This window comes from uncultured Victivallis sp. (assembly GCA_944389935.1).
Taxonomy (GTDB): Bacteria; Verrucomicrobiota; Lentisphaeria; order Victivallales; family Victivallaceae; genus Victivallis.
In genome coordinates, this window is sequence record CALXOE010000008.1 from 44,266 (window position 1) to 60,729 (window position 16,464).

Annotated in this window: 26 protein-coding genes; 25 read left to right on the forward strand and 1 reads right to left on the reverse strand. The window is 58.4% G+C overall.

Annotation, left to right across the window (positions count from 1 at the left end):
• Positions 1-3 precede the first annotated feature (3 nt).
• Positions 4-702, reverse strand: a complete 699-nt coding sequence (locus tag Q0J85_RS04230; RefSeq protein WP_294478505.1) for a hypothetical protein — start codon at positions 700-702, stop codon at positions 4-6.
• Positions 703-802: 100 nt separating this feature from the next.
• Here Q0J85_RS04230 and aspS point away from each other — a divergent pair, with 100 nt between their 5' ends.
• The 25 genes from aspS to Q0J85_RS04355 all read left to right on the forward strand — a co-directional run bounded on the left by aspS (position 803) and on the right by Q0J85_RS04355 (position 16,453).
• The gene (gene aspS / locus Q0J85_RS04235; protein ID WP_294478506.1) at positions 803-2,608 is read left to right on the forward strand and encodes an aspartate--tRNA ligase; all 1,806 of its coding nucleotides are present in this window, start codon (positions 803-805) and stop codon (positions 2,606-2,608) included.
• Between the two features lie 3 nt (positions 2,609-2,611).
• A complete protein-coding gene (locus Q0J85_RS04240; protein ID WP_294478507.1) occupies positions 2,612-3,616 on the forward strand; it encodes a hypothetical protein in 1,005 nt (334 codons plus the stop codon).
• Positions 3,613-4,197, forward strand: coding sequence for a lytic transglycosylase domain-containing protein (locus Q0J85_RS04245; RefSeq protein WP_294478508.1), 585 nt, complete (start codon positions 3,613-3,615; stop codon positions 4,195-4,197). The genes Q0J85_RS04240 and Q0J85_RS04245 overlap by 4 nt, the downstream gene beginning before the upstream one ends.
• A 41-nt stretch (positions 4,198-4,238) precedes the next feature.
• A complete protein-coding gene (locus Q0J85_RS04250) occupies positions 4,239-4,973 on the forward strand; it encodes a DUF3047 domain-containing protein (protein WP_294478509.1) in 735 nt (244 codons plus the stop codon).
• Between the two features lie 79 nt (positions 4,974-5,052).
• Entirely contained in the window at positions 5,053-5,277 is a 225-nt protein-coding gene (locus Q0J85_RS04255) for a twin-arginine translocase TatA/TatE family subunit (protein ID WP_294478511.1), read from the forward strand.
• Positions 5,274-6,209 (forward strand): twin-arginine translocase subunit TatC, encoded by a 936-nt coding sequence (tatC, locus tag Q0J85_RS04260; protein ID WP_294478512.1) that lies wholly within the window; start codon positions 5,274-5,276, stop codon positions 6,207-6,209. Before Q0J85_RS04255 ends, tatC begins: the two co-directional genes overlap by 4 nt.
• Before the next feature lie 62 nt (positions 6,210-6,271).
• Positions 6,272-7,090: a hypothetical protein gene (locus tag Q0J85_RS04265; RefSeq protein WP_294478514.1), complete on the forward strand. Its 819-nt coding sequence runs from the start codon at positions 6,272-6,274 to the stop codon at positions 7,088-7,090.
• A gap of 78 nt (positions 7,091-7,168) precedes the next feature.
• Positions 7,169-7,501 (forward strand): 50S ribosomal protein L22, encoded by a 333-nt coding sequence (gene rplV, locus Q0J85_RS04270; protein ID WP_294478516.1) that lies wholly within the window; start codon positions 7,169-7,171, stop codon positions 7,499-7,501.
• 18 nt (positions 7,502-7,519) lie between these two features.
• Positions 7,520-8,227, forward strand: a complete 708-nt coding sequence (rpsC, locus tag Q0J85_RS04275) for a 30S ribosomal protein S3 (protein ID WP_294478517.1) — start codon at positions 7,520-7,522, stop codon at positions 8,225-8,227.
• Positions 8,175-8,588: a 50S ribosomal protein L16 gene (gene rplP, locus Q0J85_RS04280; RefSeq protein ID WP_294478519.1), complete on the forward strand. Its 414-nt coding sequence runs from the start codon at positions 8,175-8,177 to the stop codon at positions 8,586-8,588. The genes rpsC and rplP overlap by 53 nt, the downstream gene beginning before the upstream one ends.
• Positions 8,589-8,603: 15 nt before the next feature.
• Entirely contained in the window at positions 8,604-8,801 is a 198-nt protein-coding gene (gene rpmC / locus Q0J85_RS04285) for a 50S ribosomal protein L29 (protein WP_294478521.1), read from the forward strand.
• An 8-nt stretch (positions 8,802-8,809) separates the two neighbouring features.
• Complete coding sequence (rpsQ, locus tag Q0J85_RS04290) at positions 8,810-9,088, forward strand: 30S ribosomal protein S17 (protein WP_294478523.1); 279 nt, start codon at positions 8,810-8,812, stop codon at positions 9,086-9,088.
• 18 nt (positions 9,089-9,106) lie between these two features.
• A complete protein-coding gene (gene rplN, locus Q0J85_RS04295; protein ID WP_294478524.1) occupies positions 9,107-9,472 on the forward strand; it encodes a 50S ribosomal protein L14 in 366 nt (121 codons plus the stop codon).
• Positions 9,472-9,729 (forward strand): KOW motif-containing protein, encoded by a 258-nt coding sequence (locus Q0J85_RS04300; RefSeq protein ID WP_294478525.1) that lies wholly within the window; start codon positions 9,472-9,474, stop codon positions 9,727-9,729. Before rplN ends, Q0J85_RS04300 begins: the two co-directional genes overlap by 1 nt.
• 6 nt (positions 9,730-9,735) lie before the next feature.
• Entirely contained in the window at positions 9,736-10,272 is a 537-nt protein-coding gene (rplE, locus tag Q0J85_RS04305; protein ID WP_294478526.1) for a 50S ribosomal protein L5, read from the forward strand.
• Positions 10,273-10,287: 15 nt separating this feature from the next.
• On the forward strand, positions 10,288-10,473 hold the full coding sequence (locus tag Q0J85_RS04310; protein ID WP_294436527.1) for a type Z 30S ribosomal protein S14: 186 nt from the start codon (positions 10,288-10,290) through the stop codon (positions 10,471-10,473).
• A 14-nt stretch (positions 10,474-10,487) separates the two neighbouring features.
• Positions 10,488-10,883: a 30S ribosomal protein S8 gene (gene rpsH, locus Q0J85_RS04315; protein WP_294478528.1), complete on the forward strand. Its 396-nt coding sequence runs from the start codon at positions 10,488-10,490 to the stop codon at positions 10,881-10,883.
• Positions 10,884-10,905: 22 nt separating this feature from the next.
• The gene (gene rplF / locus Q0J85_RS04320; protein ID WP_294478530.1) at positions 10,906-11,436 is read left to right on the forward strand and encodes a 50S ribosomal protein L6; all 531 of its coding nucleotides are present in this window, start codon (positions 10,906-10,908) and stop codon (positions 11,434-11,436) included.
• A gap of 24 nt (positions 11,437-11,460) precedes the next feature.
• The gene (gene rplR, locus Q0J85_RS04325) at positions 11,461-11,823 is read left to right on the forward strand and encodes a 50S ribosomal protein L18 (RefSeq protein WP_294478531.1); all 363 of its coding nucleotides are present in this window, start codon (positions 11,461-11,463) and stop codon (positions 11,821-11,823) included.
• Between the two features lie 10 nt (positions 11,824-11,833).
• Positions 11,834-12,373, forward strand: coding sequence for a 30S ribosomal protein S5 (rpsE, locus tag Q0J85_RS04330; protein WP_294478532.1), 540 nt, complete (start codon positions 11,834-11,836; stop codon positions 12,371-12,373).
• Positions 12,374-12,397: 24 nt separating this feature from the next.
• Positions 12,398-12,844, forward strand: a complete 447-nt coding sequence (gene rplO, locus Q0J85_RS04335; protein WP_294478534.1) for a 50S ribosomal protein L15 — start codon at positions 12,398-12,400, stop codon at positions 12,842-12,844.
• A 22-nt stretch (positions 12,845-12,866) separates the two neighbouring features.
• Positions 12,867-14,252 carry a preprotein translocase subunit SecY gene (gene secY / locus Q0J85_RS04340; RefSeq protein WP_294478536.1) on the forward strand — a complete coding sequence of 462 codons (1,386 nt, stop codon included), beginning with the start codon at positions 12,867-12,869 and terminating at the stop codon, positions 14,250-14,252.
• 92 nt (positions 14,253-14,344) lie between these two features.
• Complete coding sequence (gene cmk / locus Q0J85_RS04345; protein ID WP_294478537.1) at positions 14,345-15,034, forward strand: (d)CMP kinase; 690 nt, start codon at positions 14,345-14,347, stop codon at positions 15,032-15,034.
• A complete protein-coding gene (locus Q0J85_RS04350; protein WP_294478538.1) occupies positions 15,019-15,438 on the forward strand; it encodes a thioesterase family protein in 420 nt (139 codons plus the stop codon). The genes cmk and Q0J85_RS04350 overlap by 16 nt, the downstream gene beginning before the upstream one ends.
• The gene (locus Q0J85_RS04355; RefSeq protein ID WP_294478539.1) at positions 15,431-16,453 is read left to right on the forward strand and encodes a type I phosphomannose isomerase catalytic subunit; all 1,023 of its coding nucleotides are present in this window, start codon (positions 15,431-15,433) and stop codon (positions 16,451-16,453) included. Before Q0J85_RS04350 ends, Q0J85_RS04355 begins: the two co-directional genes overlap by 8 nt.
• The last annotated feature ends 11 nt before the right edge of the window (positions 16,454-16,464 follow it).

Sequence of the window (16,464 nt, forward strand, 5' to 3'; positions counted from 1 at the left end):
CGATCATTGCGCCGGAGTGGAGGGGGTCGGAGGTTTCCAGCACTCCTCCGCCGGCGTGCAGCCGTTCTTCATGGCCCGGATCGCCTCGAGCATGTTGACCAGCAGCTTGCGGTCGTGGCGGGAGTAACCGGTTCCGAGCCGTTTGAGTTCCGCCTCGATCTGCCGCTCGGCCTGGTCGAAGAGCCCGAGTTCTCGCGAAAGTTCCGCATACCGCAGCACGAGCTGAGCATTGACCGGGGAGCGTCTCCGTTCCGGGCGGACGAGATACTTTTCGGCGGTGCGTAGCGCTTCATCCGGCAGGCCGAGATGGTTGCGGAAGAGGTCGAACCGGATCAGCCAGAGCTGTGGATATTCCGGCGACTCCTCGAGCATTTGATCGACCCGGTTGAGTGCGGCGAGATATTTCTGCTGCTTGATAAGTGCGTTGACCGGTCCCATGAGCGGGGCCGGTTTTTCCCGCCACCGTTTCGGTGCGAGCAGAAAATCGACAAAGCCGTCCGCGAATTGCGGCAGGTAGAGCCGGACGAACAGCGCCCCCGTGACGAATCCGCACGGCATGGTTGCAATCATGAACATGATGACGCCGGGGGAGTTGCCGTTTTTTGCGCTGATGCCGGCCATGGCGACACAGCCGATGGTCAGGCAGCACAGGAACAGAAAAACCACTCCTCCGAGAATTTTCGCAAGACGTTCATGCCACATATGCCGGAAATCCCGCTTTTAAATTGCCAAAACCGTGCTATATTAGTTTACAATAGTATAGATACACCCATAAATCAAATGATGCAAGGAATTTTTTGAGATGAGCATCTATCGCACCCACACCTGCGGAGAGCTCCGCAAATCCGAGGTCGGCAAGAGTGTCCGCCTCTCCGGCTGGATTCACAGTGTCCGCGACCACGGCGGCGTGATCTTCATCGATTTGCGCGACCACTACGGGATCACCCAGGTGGTGATCGATCCGGAATGCGCGTTCTATCAGTCGCTCGATCGCTGGCGCGTCGAGACGGTCGTGCGGTTTGACGGCAAAGTCGTCGCCCGTTCGGCCGAGACGGTCAATCCGAAGCTCGCGACCGGTGAAATCGAAGTGCAGGCGACCGACATGGAGATCCTCGGGGAGGCCGAGGTCCTGCCGTTCCTCGTTGCGAAAGACGACCAGGCGCCCGAGGCGCTGCGTCTCAAGTACCGTTTTCTCGATCTGCGGCGCGAGGAGCTGCACCGGAACATCATCCTGCGCAGCCAGGTCATCGCGGAGATCCGCCGCTACATGACTGCACTGGGATTCAACGAGTTCCAGACGCCGATCCTGACCGCGAGCAGTCCGGAGGGCGCGCGCGACTATCTCGTGCCGTCGCGTCTGCATCCGGGGAAATTCTACGCGCTGCCGCAGGCGCCGCAGCAGTTCAAACAGCTGTTGATGGTGGCGGGGTTCGACCGCTACTTCCAGATTGCGCCGTGCTTCCGCGATGAAGATGCGCGGGCGGACCGCAGCCCCGGCGAATTCTACCAGCTCGACGTGGAGATGAGTTTCGTCGAGCAGGACGATATCTTTGCGGTGATCGAAGGTCTGCTCGAGGATGTGTTCAGCAAGTTCAGCACGAAAGAGTTCTCGAAACCGCCGTTCGTGCGGCTGCCGTATCTCGAGGCGATGGACCGCTTCGGCTCCGACAAGCCGGATTTGCGCAACCCGCTTGAGATGATCGACGTGACCGAACATTTCCGCGGCTGCGGCTTCCAGGCGTTCGCCGGAACTGTCGAAAAGGGCGGCGTCGTCCGCGCGATCAAGGCGCCGAAAGTCGCCGGAAAACCGCGTAAGTTCTTCGACGACCTCATCAAGTTCGCGCAGGAGAACGGCGCAAAGGGCATGGCTTATATCATCTGGACGGAAGAGGGCGAAAAGAGCCCGATCGTGAAGTTCCTGACTCCGGAGATCGTTGCCGCACTCAAAGAGACCGGCAAGGTGGAACCCGGCGATGCGCTCTTCTTCCTCGCGGACAAGAAGAAAGTTGTGCAGAAGATCGGCGGAGCGGTCATTCCGGAACTCGGGCGTCAGCTCGGTCTCATCAATCCGAATGAGTTCAAATTCTGCTGGATCATCGACTTCCCGATGTTCGAGGAGGACGAGGAAACGGGTCAGATCATCTTCTCGCACAACCCGTTCTCGATGCCGCAGGGCGGCATGGAAGCGCTGCAGAACAGGAATCCGCTTGAGATTCTCGCGTATCAGTACGACATCGTCTGCAACGGGATCGAACTTTCGTCGGGCGCGATCCGGAATCACCGTCCGGACATCATGTACAAGGCGTTCGAGATCGCCGGGTACGATCGCAGCGTAGTCGATGAGAAGTTCGGCGGGATGATTCATGCGTTCAAACTCGGTGCGCCTCCGCACGGCGGCATCGCCCCGGGTGTCGACCGCATGGTCATGCTGCTGACCGATTCGCCGAATATCCGCGAGGTCATTGCATTCCCGTTCAACCAGCAGGCGCAGGATCTGATGATGAATGCCCCTGCGGAAGTTTCCATCAAACAGCTGCGTGAACTTCATATCGAGGTCAAGTTGCCGAAACGGCAGGAGAAGCCTGCCGCCGAAGCATCGCAGGGGTGATGCATGGGAAGCGTTCGATTCCGGCTTGGAGCGTTTCTGCTCGTGTTTGCGGCGTCTGCCGCATTCGCGGGCGGAGATCTGCTGAAATGGATTCCGGCCGGAACCGAATATGTGGTCGGGGTCGATGCGGACTCTTTGCGCTCGCTCTCCTGTTTCCGGGAGTTGACGGAGAACGGGTCGGAAGCGGGGGAGGTTCTGGCGGAGTTTGAGCGCAATTACAATCTGCGTTTTTCCGACTGCGCGGATCTTCTGCTTGTCGGTGGCGGCTCGCATTTGCGCGGGCTGCTGGCGCAGTGCAAAGTTCCGGAATCGGAACTGGCGCGGCGACTGCGGAATTTCGGCAGCCGTTTCTCTCTGGAAGGGGAGGCCGGCCGCCGACTTTACTGTGTCCGGGCGGAGAATCCCGGGGGCGGAAATCCGGTGACCGTCGGGGCTGCCTATCTGGCTCCGGATGTGGTGCTTGCAACGGAACGGAAATACGTTGCGCCTTTTTTTGCCGCACTCACTGTTCCGGCGGAGAGACGGGGGAGCCGCATTGCCGGTCCGGCGGGAGAACCGCTTGCCTGGTGTTCCATCGATCTGAAATCGATTCTCTCGCGGGGGAGGAAAAAGACTCCGGGAGATCTCGGCGGAGCTCTGTTCAAAGGGGTGAATCTCATTTACGCGGAGTGGAATACGATCGGTGACGGTGAGTTCTGGCGGCTCGATGCGATTGCGCGATGTGACGACGGGAAAAGTGCGCAGCGGTTCGCTTTTGCCGTGCCGACCTGGTTGCAGCTCGGGGGCTCTCTGCTGTTTTCCGACGATCCCGTGCTCGGCAGGGAGTTTCTGAAGCGGGTGAGGGTTATGCCGGACGGGGATCGGGTGATTCTGGAACTGGAGATTCCGCGTCCGATGGCGGAGCGTCTGATCCGTTATTTCGGGGAGCAGGCGAAGAAACGGATCATTCCGCCGGATCCGGTTCCGCAGGATATCCGGAGGCCGCGTCTGGAGGGTGTGCGCGATTGAACCGACGCCGTGTGAAATTGGTTCTCCGGTGGTCCGGAGTGGTGGTGCTGATTCTGATACTGGCGACGTTCTGGTTTCGTGAAGAGCTGCGGGATTTTGCGGTCGACGATACCCGGTATGCGGATGAGATCCGGGTCGCGGCGAATCGGAACGGGCTCGATCCGCAATTCGTCCGGGCGGTGGTTTTTCAGGAGAGTCGTTTCGATCCGTTCGCGCGCGGGCGGGCCGGAGAGGTCGGATTGATGCAGGTGCTTCCCTCGGGCGCGGCAGCGGAATGGGAACGAGTGACGGGACGGAAGAAGCCCGGTACGAATGCTCTGTACGATCCGGCGGTGAATCTTGAGATCGGCTGCTGGTATCTCGCGCGCGGAATGCGGAAATATGCCGCTTACACGAATGTGCACGAACTGGCACTCGCACGTTACAATGCGGGGGAGAGCCGTTCGGAGAAGTGGAAACCGGAACGGAAAGACGGCGATGTGATCGGCCGGATCACGATTCCGAGTACGAAAGAATATGTCGCGAAGATCATGAGCCGTTACCGGGCGTACCGGGAAGCGGAGAAGAGCCGGGGACGCTGAAGAGAGCGTTCCGCAGCCGGCAACCGGGAGATGAGGAGAAAATGAGTGTGAAAACATGGATGTTGCTGGGAACGGCGCTCGGAGTCGCTGCGCTGTCCTCTGCGGCGGAGCCGCCGGCGGTATCCGACGATGCGAAGCCCTCGCCGGATGCGGCCTGGTGTACGCAGTTTGATGATCCGGCGAAGCTTGAGAGTGACTGGAGATTTGACGGCAGTCGGTTTCTGGTTCCCCGGACCCGATTTACCGTGGCGTCGGAGCCGACCGCGTCGGACGGGAAGATCATGGCGGTGGACGCCGGGAAATCGACCGGTGTAATGCTCGCGGCGCCGTCGAAAGTCGATTTGACGAAGACTCCGGTCATGCGCTGGCGCTGGCGGGTGGTCAAGCCGATCGAACTGAAACCCGGGGAAGAAGAGCCGGACGATCAGGCCGTGGTGCTCTATTTCGGTGACGGTACGCTGCTGAAGCAGCGCTGTGTCGGTTACCGTTGGGAGGTGAATACTCCGGTCGGCCACAGCGGGCTCAGAAAATACGCCGCGGGGATGATGACCGTCAGCCACAAGACGCTGCGCAATCGGACCACGCCGCCCGGCGTCTGGGTGACGGAGGAACGCAATGTGGTTGAGGATTATCGCAAGGCTTACGGCAAAATGCCGGATCCCTATTTTATCATAAGCGTCGGGGCGAACAGTCAGTATTCCGGTTCGAACAGCCGCGCCGAGATCGATTTCATCGAATTCATCCCGGAACGCGGAAAGGAAAAAGCGGCGGAATAGAAGATCCCGGCGGGCAGCCGGGCGTCATCGACGTCATGACAGGGACAGATTAAGGAAGAGAAAAAGGAGGAGACCGGGCATGGGAAACATCGGCTGGATGGAACTGATCGTGATTTTCTGCGTGGTGCTGCTCTTCTTCGGGGCAAGACGGATTCCCGAGGTGGCGCGCGCATTGGGGAAAGCCTCGCGTGAATTCAAAAACGCCCGCGACTCGGTGGTCAGCGAAGTGAAAGAGAATTTCACGGAGGAGGATCCGCAGAAAGCCGCGAAACAGCTTCCCCGTTACGATAAGAAAGACGAATGAACATCGGCGGAACGGATTCGAGTTTTCTCGATCACCTCGAGGCGCTGCGGCGGGCATTGTGGCGCAGCGTCGCGGCGATAGCGGTGTTTCTGATTCCCGGGGTGTTTGCGGCGATGCCGGCGCTGGAGTGGCTGGTGCGGTACAGCTGCCCCGCTGAGATCAAACTCAATTATTTCACGCCGATGGAGCCGCTGCTGGTGCAGTTGAAGCTCGGGCTGATTCTGGCGGTGATCGCGGCGATGCCGGTCATTTTGTATCAGCTTGCGGGTTTTGTGGCTCCGGGGCTGTATGAGCATGAGCGTCGCGCGTGCCGACGGGTTATCTGGGCGGCGCTCGGGCTGTTTCTGGCGGGGGCGTCGCTCGGTCTGTTTCTGGTGACGCCGCTCATGATGCGTTTTTCGGCGCAGTTTGCGTCGGAGGCGCTCTCTCCGGTGATCGGGATCGGGGGCTTTGTGAATCTCGTCGGATTGCTCACGCTGAGTTTCGGGATCATGTTTCAGCTTCCGGTGGTGATGGTGTTTCTGGTGCGTTTCGGCGTAGTGGAGCTTGCGACGCTGCGGCGCAGCCGCCCGATCGCGGTGACGATCATCTTCATTCTGGCGGCGATTCTGACGCCGCCGGATATTGTGAGTCAGCTTCTGCTCGGGGTTCCGACCTGGCTGCTGTTCGAGATTGCGCTGCTCATTGCGGGTCGTGGAGAAAAGCGGAAGTCCTCCGGGAAGAGGTCAGAGGAGGGCGCGGAGGAGGAAGAAGCCTGCCCGGAAACGTCGGACGAAGAGGAGATGCACGAGCCGGAACCATACGCCGGGCGTCCGGAAGAAAACACGATGGATGCTGTTTATCGCGATTCGTATCGGAAAAAACGGCGAAAAAACCGCCATTTCGGAGTGATAAGCGGTCATTATCGTGGAAAAAGGGGGGCGAAAAAGTGAAAAAAAAGAGAAAATCTCGCTTTTTTAACGATTTACGCTTGCGAAAATGTATTTTCGGGTTTATGTTAATTACTCTTGTGGTGTGCAGTGTTGAGAAGACCTGTGCCGACGAGACGGTCTCCGGGGGTGGAGCTTCAGGGGCAGTGGTGACGATCCGGCCGAACGATGCTGAACGGCTGCGTGAGTTGAACCGGCTGCGGGAAGAGGCGATGCTGAACGCGGAGAAGATGAAAAGGCTTGAGTTAGAGCTGGAGGCTTCAAAAGAAGCTGCGGCGAAACTGGAAGCCGAGTTGATTGAGTTGAGGACAAAACTACAAGCGGAAAACGAGAGAAGTCGTCAGCTGCAGCTGTGGCTCGCAGGTGTCCGGGCAGAGGGGACAGTGCGAAAAGCCGGCGAGCGGGAAGAACAGATGCTGCAGGCGATCGGGAAGCTCTCGGAAGACGGAGTCGGGCTCGCCCTCGAGGCCGTTGATTTCTGCGACCAGGTGCAAACTCTTCTGCAGGAGCTGCCGATCGGGAAGGTGAGGCAGGCGGAATACCGGCTGAGGCTGGACGGTCTTGCGAGGAGGGCGCGCCGGTTCATTGCGATGGCGGATGGGCCTGCTGAGCCGCGAACGGGGATGGATGCGCTGCGAACGTGTCGGATCCTGGCGGTGGATCGGGATCTGCGTATCGCGATACTGTCCGTGGGGTCGGTCAAGGGGGCGTTTGCCGGAATGATCTACCACGTCGGGAAAGACCGGGAGGAGCAGCTCAAGGTGGTCAGTGTGCGGCCATCCGTCGCAGCGGCTGTTCTGATTCGGGGCAGTATCGAAAAGTTGTCTCCTGGGATGGAGGCTGCGGCGGGAGAAGAGAGGGCTGTGGAAGAATCGGGAAGGTGACTTCCGGGCCCTGAAATTAGGAAAAATATGGAACGAACGGCGTAGAGCGGTCCGTTCCGGAAACTCGAGAACCAGATTATGGAAGTAAGAGCTTTGACAAGGAATGTGCGGATCAGTCCGGAGAAGGCGCGGCACGTGTCCCGCCTGATCCAGGGGAAGTCCGCAGTCGAGGCGCTGGCGATCGTCGATCTGAGCCCGCGCAAGGCGGCCGGGCTGCTGGGAGACACGCTGCGCTCCGCCGTGGCCAATGCTGAGAACAACCTTGATGTGAACCGGAAAGAGCTGACCGTGAAAGCGGCGCTGGTCTCTCCGGGGCCGATCATCAAGCGTTTTCGTGCGAAAGCGCGGGGATCGGCGGGCCGGATCCGCAAGCGGACCAGCCATCTGGAAATTATTTTGACGGATAACTAGAGGATAGGGGATTGAATCGTGGGACAGAAAGTTAATCCGATTGGATTGAGAACAGCCCTCACCAAGAATTGGGAATCCCGTTGGTTTCCGAGCAAGGCGTTCGGCGGCAAGAATCTGTTTGGCGAATGGCTGCATGAAGATCTTGCGATCCGCAAGTACATCAAGGAGAAATTTGCGGCTGCGGCGATCGCGCGGATTCAGATTGAGCGGTTTGCGAACCGTGTGCGGGTCATTATTTCGTCGGCGCGTCCGGGGCTTCTGATCGGCAAGAAAGGAGCCGAGCTCGATGCGCTTCGCGCGGAGATTGCGAAGCTGGTGGCGGGCAAGGAAGTGTTCACTGAGATCGTTGAGATCCGGCGTGCAGAGACGAACGCGCAGCTGGTTGCTGAGAGCATTGCACAGCAGCTGGAGCGTCGTATTGGTTTCCGCCGTGCGATGAAGCGCGCCATCCAGACCGCGATGGAGATGGGTGTGGACGGCATCAAGATCAACTGTGCCGGGCGTCTCGGCGGGGCTGAGCTTGCGCGTGAGGAGCAGTACAAGGAAGGCCGAGTTCCGCTTCACACGCTGAAAGCGAATATCGATTACGGTTTCACCGAGGCGAACACCACTGCCGGTAAGATCGGTGTCAAGGTTTGGATTTGTCACAAAGACTCTACTGAGGAACAAGATTATGCCGTTAATGCCAAAAAGAGTAAAGTACAGAAAGGTTCAGCGCGGAAGTAACGCCGGACTGGCCACGTCCAACAATAAACTGGACTTCGGCGATTTCGCGTTGCAGGCGCTGACCCGCGGGTACGTTACGAATAATCAGATTGAAGCCGCGCGTGTTGCGATCAACCGTCATCTGAAGCGTCGCGGCAAAGTGTGGATCCGCATGTTCCCGTTCCGTTCTTTCACGAAGAAGCCGTTGGAAGTCCGTATGGGCAAGGGAAAAGGTGCGGTGGAAGGTTGGGTCGCTCCGGTTCTGCCGGGCCGGGTTCTGTTTGAGGTTTCCGGCTGCAGTGAATCGGTTGCGAAAGAAGCGATGAGCCGTGCGGCGAACAAGCTGTGCTTGCGTTGCAAGTTTCTGGCCCGGGAAGATTGATTGAGGTTGCATAAAATGAAGATCAAGGAAATCCGTGAGCTTTCGGATGCGGAGCTGGTGAGCAAGATCGCCGATCTGCAGCGGGAGAAGTTGAACCTCAAGATCCAGTCGCGTACGGGTCAGCTTGAGAAGACCGCCCGAGTCCGGCAGATCCGCCGTGACATCGCGCGCATTTACACCGAACAGACCGCCCGGGCGGCGAAAGTCCAGTGAGGGATAAAATGAGTGATGCTGTTGTTGAAGTCCGGGGTCACCGGAAGGAACGGGTCGGCGTGGTTGTGAGCGACGTTCAGGACAAGACCATCGTTGTGAAGGTCGACCGCCGCACGCCGCATCCGCTGTATCAGAAGATCGTGAAGGTCAGCAAGAAATTCACGGCACATGATGAGAAGAACGAGGCGAAGAAGGGTGATACCGTGCGTATTGCCGAGACTCGTCCGTTGAGCAAGAACAAGTGCTGGCGGCTGCTGGAGATCATCAGCCGTCCGGAGCAGGAATAACCTTCAGGAGATCGTGCAATGATTCAGATGCAGTCAATTCTGGAGGTCGCCGACAATTCCGGAGCGAAGTCGATTCTGACGATGTCGGTTCTGGGTCAGGCCCGGACGACTGCGGGGGTTGGTGACATCATCACCGGCGCCGTGCAGGAGGCTCTTCCGGATGGTTCGGTGAAAAAGGGGCAGGTGGTGAAAGCGGTGGTGGTCCGTACTGCGGCGAAGATTCGTCGTCCGGACGGCTCCTATCTGCGGTTCGACAAGAACGCCGCGGTGCTCATCGACAAGGACAAAAACCCGGTCGGTACCCGTATTTTCGGGCCGGTGGCGCGTGAGTTGCGGGACAAGGATTTCATGAAGATCATCTCGCTTGCGCCGGAGGTGCTTTGATGAAAAAATATCACGTCAAGAAAGGCGACAAAGTTGTGGTGAACTCCGGCAACTTCAAGGGTGAGGAAGCGACGATTGCCGCGATTCTCACGAAGAAGGACCGGGTTGTTCTCTCGTTCACGTCCAACAAGGATCGCGCGATCGGCAAGCGGACGGTGAAGAAGAGCAAGCTCAATCCGAACGGTGGAATGATCGAGCGTTCGGTGTCTGTGCATGTCTCGAACGTCAATCCCGTTGCCGCGGAAAAGACGGAGTAGTGAAAAATGCCTGATATGAAGAAAAAATACAACGAGGAAGTGCGCAGTGCTCTCCAGGCCAAACTCGGTCTGAAGAACGTGATGCAGATTCCGAAGCTTGAGAAGATCGTTATTTCGACCGGTATCGGGACGGATGCCGAGCGTGATGCGTTCACCGAGGCGAAGAAGCATATCGCAGCGATGACCGGTCAGCAGCCGGTGATCACGAAGGCGCGCAAGAACGTTTCAAACTTCAAGCTGCGTGTCGGCATGCCGGTGGGTGTGATGGTGACGTTGCGTGGCAACCGGATGTACGAGTTTCTCGATCGTTTCGTTCACAATGCGATGCCGCGTGTGCGTGACTTCCGCGGGATTCCGAAGACCGGTTTCGACGGTGTCGGCAACTACAATCTCGGTGTTTCGGACGTTTCGGTGTTCACGGAGGTTGATGCGGACAAGCTGAAGTATCCGCTCGGTGTGAATCTGACGTTTGTGACGACGGCCAAGACCGACGAGGCGGCGCGTGAACTTCTCAAGATGATGGAAGTTCCGTTCGAGGAATAAAGGAAGGATTGCATTATGGCGAAACTCAGTCTGATAGTGAAAGCCGAACGCGGGAGCAAGTTTCCGGTGCGGAACTACACGCGCTGCAAGGCGTGCGGCCGTCCCCGTGCTTATATCGGCAAGTTCCAGCTTTGCCGTATCTGTTTCCGTGAGCTGGCCTCGAAGGGTCAGATTCCGGGTGTGACGAAGGCCAGCTGGTAAGGGAGGAATGACAAATGAGCATGCAAGATCCCATTGCTGATATGCTGACCCGGATCCGCAACGCGGGTTCCGCAGGTTTGAAGAAGGTCGAGATGCCGAGTTCCCGCGAGAAAGCGGCAATCGCGAAGGTGCTGAAAGAAGAGGGTTACATCAGCGACTACGCTGTGAGTGAAGATGGGGCCAAGCGGGTTCTGTCGGTGGTGCTCAAGTATGCGAACGGCAAGTCCGTGATCGAAGGCATTGAGCGCGTGAGCAAGCCCTCCTGCCGGATTCACTGCGGCAGCCGTGAGATTCCGCGGGTTCGCAATGGTCTGGGCACGGTGATTCTGACGACGCCCTCGGGGGTGCTTTCGGGGCGTGCGGCGGCCAAGGCGAATGTCGGCGGTGAAATTCTCTGCTACGTCTGGTAATTAAAGAACAGGAATTTGAAATATGTCTCGAATTGGCAATAAGGCGATCGCGATTCCTGCCGGCGTGAAGGTGTCGGTCGACGCTGCCGGAGTGACGGTCGAAGGCAAATCGAAGCTTTCGATGCCGCTTCCGCCGCTGGTTGCGGTTGAGGTGAAAGACGGTCACGTCCACGTCGCGATGGCTTCTGACGACCGCAAGGCGAGCGCGATGCAGGGTTTGACCCGCAGTTTGATCAACAACATGGTTGTCGGCGTGACGGCAGGCTTCAAGAAGGAGCTTCAGATCGTCGGCGTCGGTTACAAGGCGCAGCTCTCCGGCAAGAAGCTGGTGCTGAATCTCGGTTATTCGCACACGATCGAGTATGCGATTCCGGAGTCGGTCAAAGTGGCTGTCGAGGGTGCGAAGATCACGGTCGAGGGTGCGGACAAGCAGGCGGTGGGAGAAGTCGCCGCCGAGATCCGTCGTTTCCGTCCGCCCGAGCCGTACAAGGGCAAGGGCATTCGTTATTCCGACGAGCGGATCATCCTCAAAGAAGGCAAATCCGTGGGTTGATCCCGGGTTTAAGGAGCTTATAACATGGCTGTTAAAGATAGAAAAACGATGCGTGTGCGCCGCCATCTCCGGATTCGCAAGAAAGTTTCCGGTACGGCGGAACGTCCGAGATTTTGCGTGAGCATCACCGCCAATCACATTTACTGTCAGTTTATTGACGATGTGAAAGGTGTGACGCTGGCGAGCACCTCGAGCCTTGATCCGAAGTTCAAGGCCGAGAATGCGAAGCCGAACATGGCCGGTGCGGTTCTGCTCGGGAAACTCGCGGCGGAAGCGGCAAAAGCGGCGAACGTCACGGAAGTTGTTTTCGACCGTTCCGGATACAATTATCACGGCCGGATGAAGGCGATTGCCGAGACCGCCCGTGAAAACGGACTCAAGTTCTAGGAGAATTCTCATGGCGAAACGTGAAAATTTCAATGAAGCGGTCCAGAGCGAATTCGACGAGAACGTCATTTCGATCAACCGCAGTGCGAAAGTCGTGAAGGGCGGCAAGAACTTCAGTTTCGGCGCCCTGGTTGTGGTCGGCGATCACAACGGCCGGGTCGGTTACGGCTACGGCAAGGCGAACGAGGTCTCCGATGCGATTCGCAAGGGTGGTGAAGCTGCCCGGCGCAATCTTGTGACGGTTCCGATGAATGGTCAGACGCTGCCGCACGAGATCGAGGTGAAATTCGGTGGTGCGCGGGTTCTGCTTCGTCCGGCCTCTTCGGGTACGGGTCTGATCGCAGGCGGCGCGGTGCGTGCGATTCTCGAGCTTGCCGGAGTGAAAGACGTTCTGGCGAAGTCGCTCGGTGCGGCGAATGCGGCGAATGTGGCGAAAGCGACGTTCAAGGCGATCTCGCAGCTTTCGAGCCGTGAGGAAGTTTATGCGCGTCGCGGCATTGCGCTGCCGCAGGCTGCGCAGGTCGCTGCTCCCGCAACGGAAAACAACTAATCTACAGATAGGAAGTTTTGGATTATGAAACTGCATGAACTCAGCCCCAACGCCGGTTCGCGGAAGCGGCGCAAGCGGGTCGGGCGCGGCGACAGTTCCGGTCTCGGCAAAACGGCCGGTCGCGGAGAGAAAGGGCAGAAGTCCCGCAGCGGTTCGTCGGTGCGTCCGTTCTTCGAGGGCGGACAGATTCCGCTGTTCCGTCGTCTGCCGAAGCGTGGCTTCAACAGCCCGGATCATGTCGAATATCAGCTGGTCAATTTGAACATCCTCGAGGAGAACTTCAACGCGGGCGATGTGGTTGATCAGGAGTCGCTCCGTGCGAAGAATCTTCTGGGCAAGAAAGTTCAGATGATCAAAATTCTCGCGAACGGCGAGATCACGAAAGCGCTGACCGTCAAGGCGGAGAAGTTCTCCGCTCAGGCGCAGGCGAAGATCGAAGCTGCCGGCGGGAAAGTCGAAGTGGTGGAATAACATCCGGGAAAGACGATAAGTTATGTTGCAGGCATTTATCAATACGTTGAAGGTGAAAGATCTGCGGAATCGCCTGATGTTCACCGCACTGATTATTGTGCTGGTGCGTTTTGCGAGCAGCATCCCGTGTCCCGGGGTTGACCCGGCGGCGCTGGAAAGTTTTATGGCCGAACTGAGTGCCAGCAACAAGGACGGCGGCGGACTGATGGCGTTTATCGACCTGTTCTCCGGCGGAGCGCTTACGCACTTCGCGCTGGGGGCGCTCGGTATCATGCCGTACATCACTGCGTCGATTATCGTCCAGCTTCTGGTGCCGGTGATCCCCTCGCTGGAGAAGCTCCAGCGGGAGGGAGAGACCGGGCGCCAGAAGATTTCCCAGTACACCCGTTACCTGACGCTGCTGGTCTGCGTGGTTCAGGGGATGATGGTCGCGTTCGCGATGATCAACCCGACCAAGATCGGGCTGCCGGCGCCGGGGCGTCCCCTTTTCCTGGGGAATGAACAGATTTTCGTTTTGATGACGATTCTGGTGCTGACCACGACGACGATGGTGTTCACGTGGCTCGGCGAACAGATCACGGAACGCGGCATCGGCAACGGTGTTTCGCTCATCATCACGATCAACATCGTCTCGCGTCTGCCGCAGTCGGTCATCGAGCTTGTGCAGATGGCCTGGGCCGGCGAGACTCCGAGCGGGACGAGTTTCAATGCGGTTCAGCTGTTGCTCCTTCTCGTGGTGTTCTGCGTCGTGACGGCGGCGACGATTCTGCTTTCGCAGGGGTATCGCCGGGTTCCGATTCAGATGATCCGCAAGACGGTCGGCAAGCAGATGACCGGTGGCAGCACCTACATGCCGCTGAAAGTCAACTTCGCGAACGTCATGCCGATCATTTTCGCCGGTGCGATTCTGATGCTGCCGGAGTATTTGTTCCGTTACATGGCGAACCGGCCGGATGCAAGCTCGATCTGGATCGGGCTTGCGCAGACTTTCCAGCAGGATGGGGCGGGCTACATGATCGCGTATGCGATCCTGATTCTCGCGTTCAGTTTCTTCTGGGTGGCGAATCAGTTCAATCCGATCCAGATTGCGGACAACCTCAAGAAAGAGGGGGCGTTCATTCCGGGAATCAGTCCCGGACAGCCGACTGCGGATTATCTCGATACGGCGATGACCCGGGTTACTGCCGGCGGCGCGGTGTTTCTGATGGTGCTTGCGTTGTTCCCGATGTTTCTGTACAGCAGCTTCAACATCCCGTTCATGGTTGCCCAGTTCTTCGGAGGTACGTCGTTGCTCATTATGGTCGGCGTTGTGCTTGATACGGTCAGCCAGCTCGAGTCTCATCTGACGATGCGTCATTATGAGGGATTTTTGAAGAGCGGACGGTTGCGGAGCCGCAGCGGAAACTGATTTTTACGCGACGAACATAAGAGATGTCGGACTGGTCCGACCGGTTGCGGCTGGTCGAATCAGTCCTTTTATATTCTGGAAGAGATGGTTTCATGAGCTATTGCATTGCAATCGACGGCCCGGCCGCGTCCGGGAAAAGCACCATTGCAAGGCGGGTCGCCGAAAAATTGAACATTGCTTATATCAACACCGGCAGTCTGTACCGGGCCGTAGCGCTGGCTGCGAACCGGGCGGGGCGCGATCTCGCCTCACTGGACCGGGGTTTTCTCGATACACTCAAGCTCGAATATGTGAAAAGCGGTTCGGGTTCTTACGAGTTGAAACTCAATGGGGAATTTCCCGGGGCGGCGTTGCGGACCGCTGAGGTCGCCGCCGGGGCGAGTTGCGTGGCGACGCAGCCGGTGGTGCGGGATTATCTGCTCGGCGTGCAGCGCGGTTTTGCCGGGGGACAGCTGGTCGTCATGGAGGGACGCGACATCGGGACGGTGATTTTTCCGGATGCCGTGGTCAAGATTTTTCTGACGGCCTCGCCGGAGGAGCGGGCGCGGCGGCGGCTCGCACAGGATGGTGAGATGCCCGATGGAGCGACTCTGGCGGAGGTCGCCCGCGAGATCGCCGCACGTGACAAGCAGGATTCGGAGCGGGCGGTTGCGCCGCTGAAACCCGCGCCTGACGCGATTCTGGTCGATACGACCGGATTTTCGCTCGATCAGGCGGTGGAAACGATCACCGGGCTGATTGCCCGCAAGCTGCAGGAGAGTGGAACATGTATCACGAAATAGAGTACCGGGTTCCGTATGCCGACACCGATCAGATGGGGGTGGTGTACTATGCGAACTATCTGGAGTATTTTGAACGCAGCCGGACGGAGATGCTGCGTTCGGCGGGACTGCCTTACAGCGAAATGGAAAAACGCGGTCTGTTCCTGCCGGTGTCGGAGGCGTATTGCAAGTACCATGCCCCGGCCCGTTATGACGACCTGCTGACATTTCGGTCGTGGGTGAAAGAGGTGCGCGGAGTGCGCATGGTGATTTCCTCGGAGATTCGACGCGGAGAGGAGCTTCTGGTTTCCGGTTACGTGGTGCTGGTCAGCGTGAACGGCAACCGCAAAGTGACCCGCATGCCGGGAGATTTTGTCGAAACATGCAAACAGTTTTCCTTTGAACCGGAGAGCGAGAATGAGTGATTTTCTGAACAGCAATCAGCTTTATCCCCTGAAATTCACGCCGATTTATCAGGCGCGCATCTGGGGGGGAACTCAGATGACCGAAGTCCTTCACCGCGAGGTTTCCGCCTCGGAAGATCCGATCGGCGAGTCGTGGGAGATCGTCGACCGTGAGAGTGAAAACAGCGTATTGGCCAACGGCCCCATGGCCGGGAAAACGCTGCATGAACTGCTGCAGCATTACGGGCGCGAACTGGTCGGACGCCGCGCGAAATCGATCCAGCGTTTCCCGCTTCTCGTGAAGCTGATCGATGCCGGCGACCGGTTGAGTCTGCAGGTGCATCCCGATGAGGCAGCCTGCGCCAGAATCGGCGGGGGCGCAGAGCCCAAAACCGAGATGTGGTACATCGTTGCGGCACGCAAAGGCGCGCAGATTCTGGCGGGACTTCAGGGACGGGCGACGCGCCAGCAGCTCGTGAGCCGGCTCGATTCGCCGGAGGTGGAGAATCTGCTGCAGGTTTATCCGTCGCTTCCGGGGGATGCGTATTTCATCACGTCCGGAACGCTGCATGCGATCGGCGGCGGCAATTTGATTCTGGAGATTCAGCAGAACAGCGACACGACCTACCGGGTCAGTGACTGGGGGCGGGTCGATGCGCACGGAAACCCGCGCGAGCTGCATATTGAAAAAGGCATTCAGTCGATCAACTTCATGAACCGCACTTCGCCGCGGATTGTCGGTGTGACCGATCATGTTTCGCACAACCGCAAATTCGATGTGGTGAACAGCTGTCCGTTCTTCACGGTTTCGGATCTGCGGTTGACCGAACTCTGGTCGGACGATACCGGGTCATTCGGCAGTTTCCACATGATCAGTGCGATCAATGGTGCGGTCCGGCTTGGGAAAGCGGATGATCCGGCGCGGTGTGCCCGGCTGGAAGCGGGTGAGACGGCGCTCATTCCGGCTTGTTTCGGAAGTTACGTCATCGTCCCGGAGCGCGAGGGCGAGACGACTGTGGTGAAAACGACGCTTTGAAAGGCTGCAGA

Coding starts and splice junctions, on each gene's coding strand:
- Q0J85_RS04230 (WP_294478505.1), bottom strand. CDS start 702: ATGTGGCATGAACGTCTTGCGAAAATTCTCGGAGGAGTGGTTTTTCTG.
- aspS (WP_294478506.1), top strand. CDS start 803: ATGAGCATCTATCGCACCCACACCTGCGGAGAGCTCCGCAAATCCGAG.
- Q0J85_RS04240 (WP_294478507.1), top strand. CDS start 2,612: ATGGGAAGCGTTCGATTCCGGCTTGGAGCGTTTCTGCTCGTGTTTGCG.
- Q0J85_RS04250 (WP_294478509.1), top strand. CDS start 4,239: ATGAGTGTGAAAACATGGATGTTGCTGGGAACGGCGCTCGGAGTCGCT.
- Q0J85_RS04255 (WP_294478511.1), top strand. CDS start 5,053: ATGGGAAACATCGGCTGGATGGAACTGATCGTGATTTTCTGCGTGGTG.
- tatC (WP_294478512.1), top strand. CDS start 5,274: ATGAACATCGGCGGAACGGATTCGAGTTTTCTCGATCACCTCGAGGCG.
- Q0J85_RS04265 (WP_294478514.1), top strand. CDS start 6,272: ATGTTAATTACTCTTGTGGTGTGCAGTGTTGAGAAGACCTGTGCCGAC.
- rplV (WP_294478516.1), top strand. CDS start 7,169: ATGGAAGTAAGAGCTTTGACAAGGAATGTGCGGATCAGTCCGGAGAAG.
- rplP (WP_294478519.1), top strand. CDS start 8,175: ATGCCGTTAATGCCAAAAAGAGTAAAGTACAGAAAGGTTCAGCGCGGA.
- rpmC (WP_294478521.1), top strand. CDS start 8,604: ATGAAGATCAAGGAAATCCGTGAGCTTTCGGATGCGGAGCTGGTGAGC.
- rpsQ (WP_294478523.1), top strand. CDS start 8,810: ATGAGTGATGCTGTTGTTGAAGTCCGGGGTCACCGGAAGGAACGGGTC.
- rplN (WP_294478524.1), top strand. CDS start 9,107: ATGATTCAGATGCAGTCAATTCTGGAGGTCGCCGACAATTCCGGAGCG.
- Q0J85_RS04300 (WP_294478525.1), top strand. CDS start 9,472: ATGAAAAAATATCACGTCAAGAAAGGCGACAAAGTTGTGGTGAACTCC.
- rplE (WP_294478526.1), top strand. CDS start 9,736: ATGCCTGATATGAAGAAAAAATACAACGAGGAAGTGCGCAGTGCTCTC.
- Q0J85_RS04310 (WP_294436527.1), top strand. CDS start 10,288: ATGGCGAAACTCAGTCTGATAGTGAAAGCCGAACGCGGGAGCAAGTTT.
- rpsH (WP_294478528.1), top strand. CDS start 10,488: ATGAGCATGCAAGATCCCATTGCTGATATGCTGACCCGGATCCGCAAC.
- rplF (WP_294478530.1), top strand. CDS start 10,906: ATGTCTCGAATTGGCAATAAGGCGATCGCGATTCCTGCCGGCGTGAAG.
- rplR (WP_294478531.1), top strand. CDS start 11,461: ATGGCTGTTAAAGATAGAAAAACGATGCGTGTGCGCCGCCATCTCCGG.
- rpsE (WP_294478532.1), top strand. CDS start 11,834: ATGGCGAAACGTGAAAATTTCAATGAAGCGGTCCAGAGCGAATTCGAC.
- rplO (WP_294478534.1), top strand. CDS start 12,398: ATGAAACTGCATGAACTCAGCCCCAACGCCGGTTCGCGGAAGCGGCGC.
- secY (WP_294478536.1), top strand. CDS start 12,867: ATGTTGCAGGCATTTATCAATACGTTGAAGGTGAAAGATCTGCGGAAT.
- cmk (WP_294478537.1), top strand. CDS start 14,345: ATGAGCTATTGCATTGCAATCGACGGCCCGGCCGCGTCCGGGAAAAGC.
- Q0J85_RS04350 (WP_294478538.1), top strand. CDS start 15,019: ATGTATCACGAAATAGAGTACCGGGTTCCGTATGCCGACACCGATCAG.
- Q0J85_RS04355 (WP_294478539.1), top strand. CDS start 15,431: ATGAGTGATTTTCTGAACAGCAATCAGCTTTATCCCCTGAAATTCACG.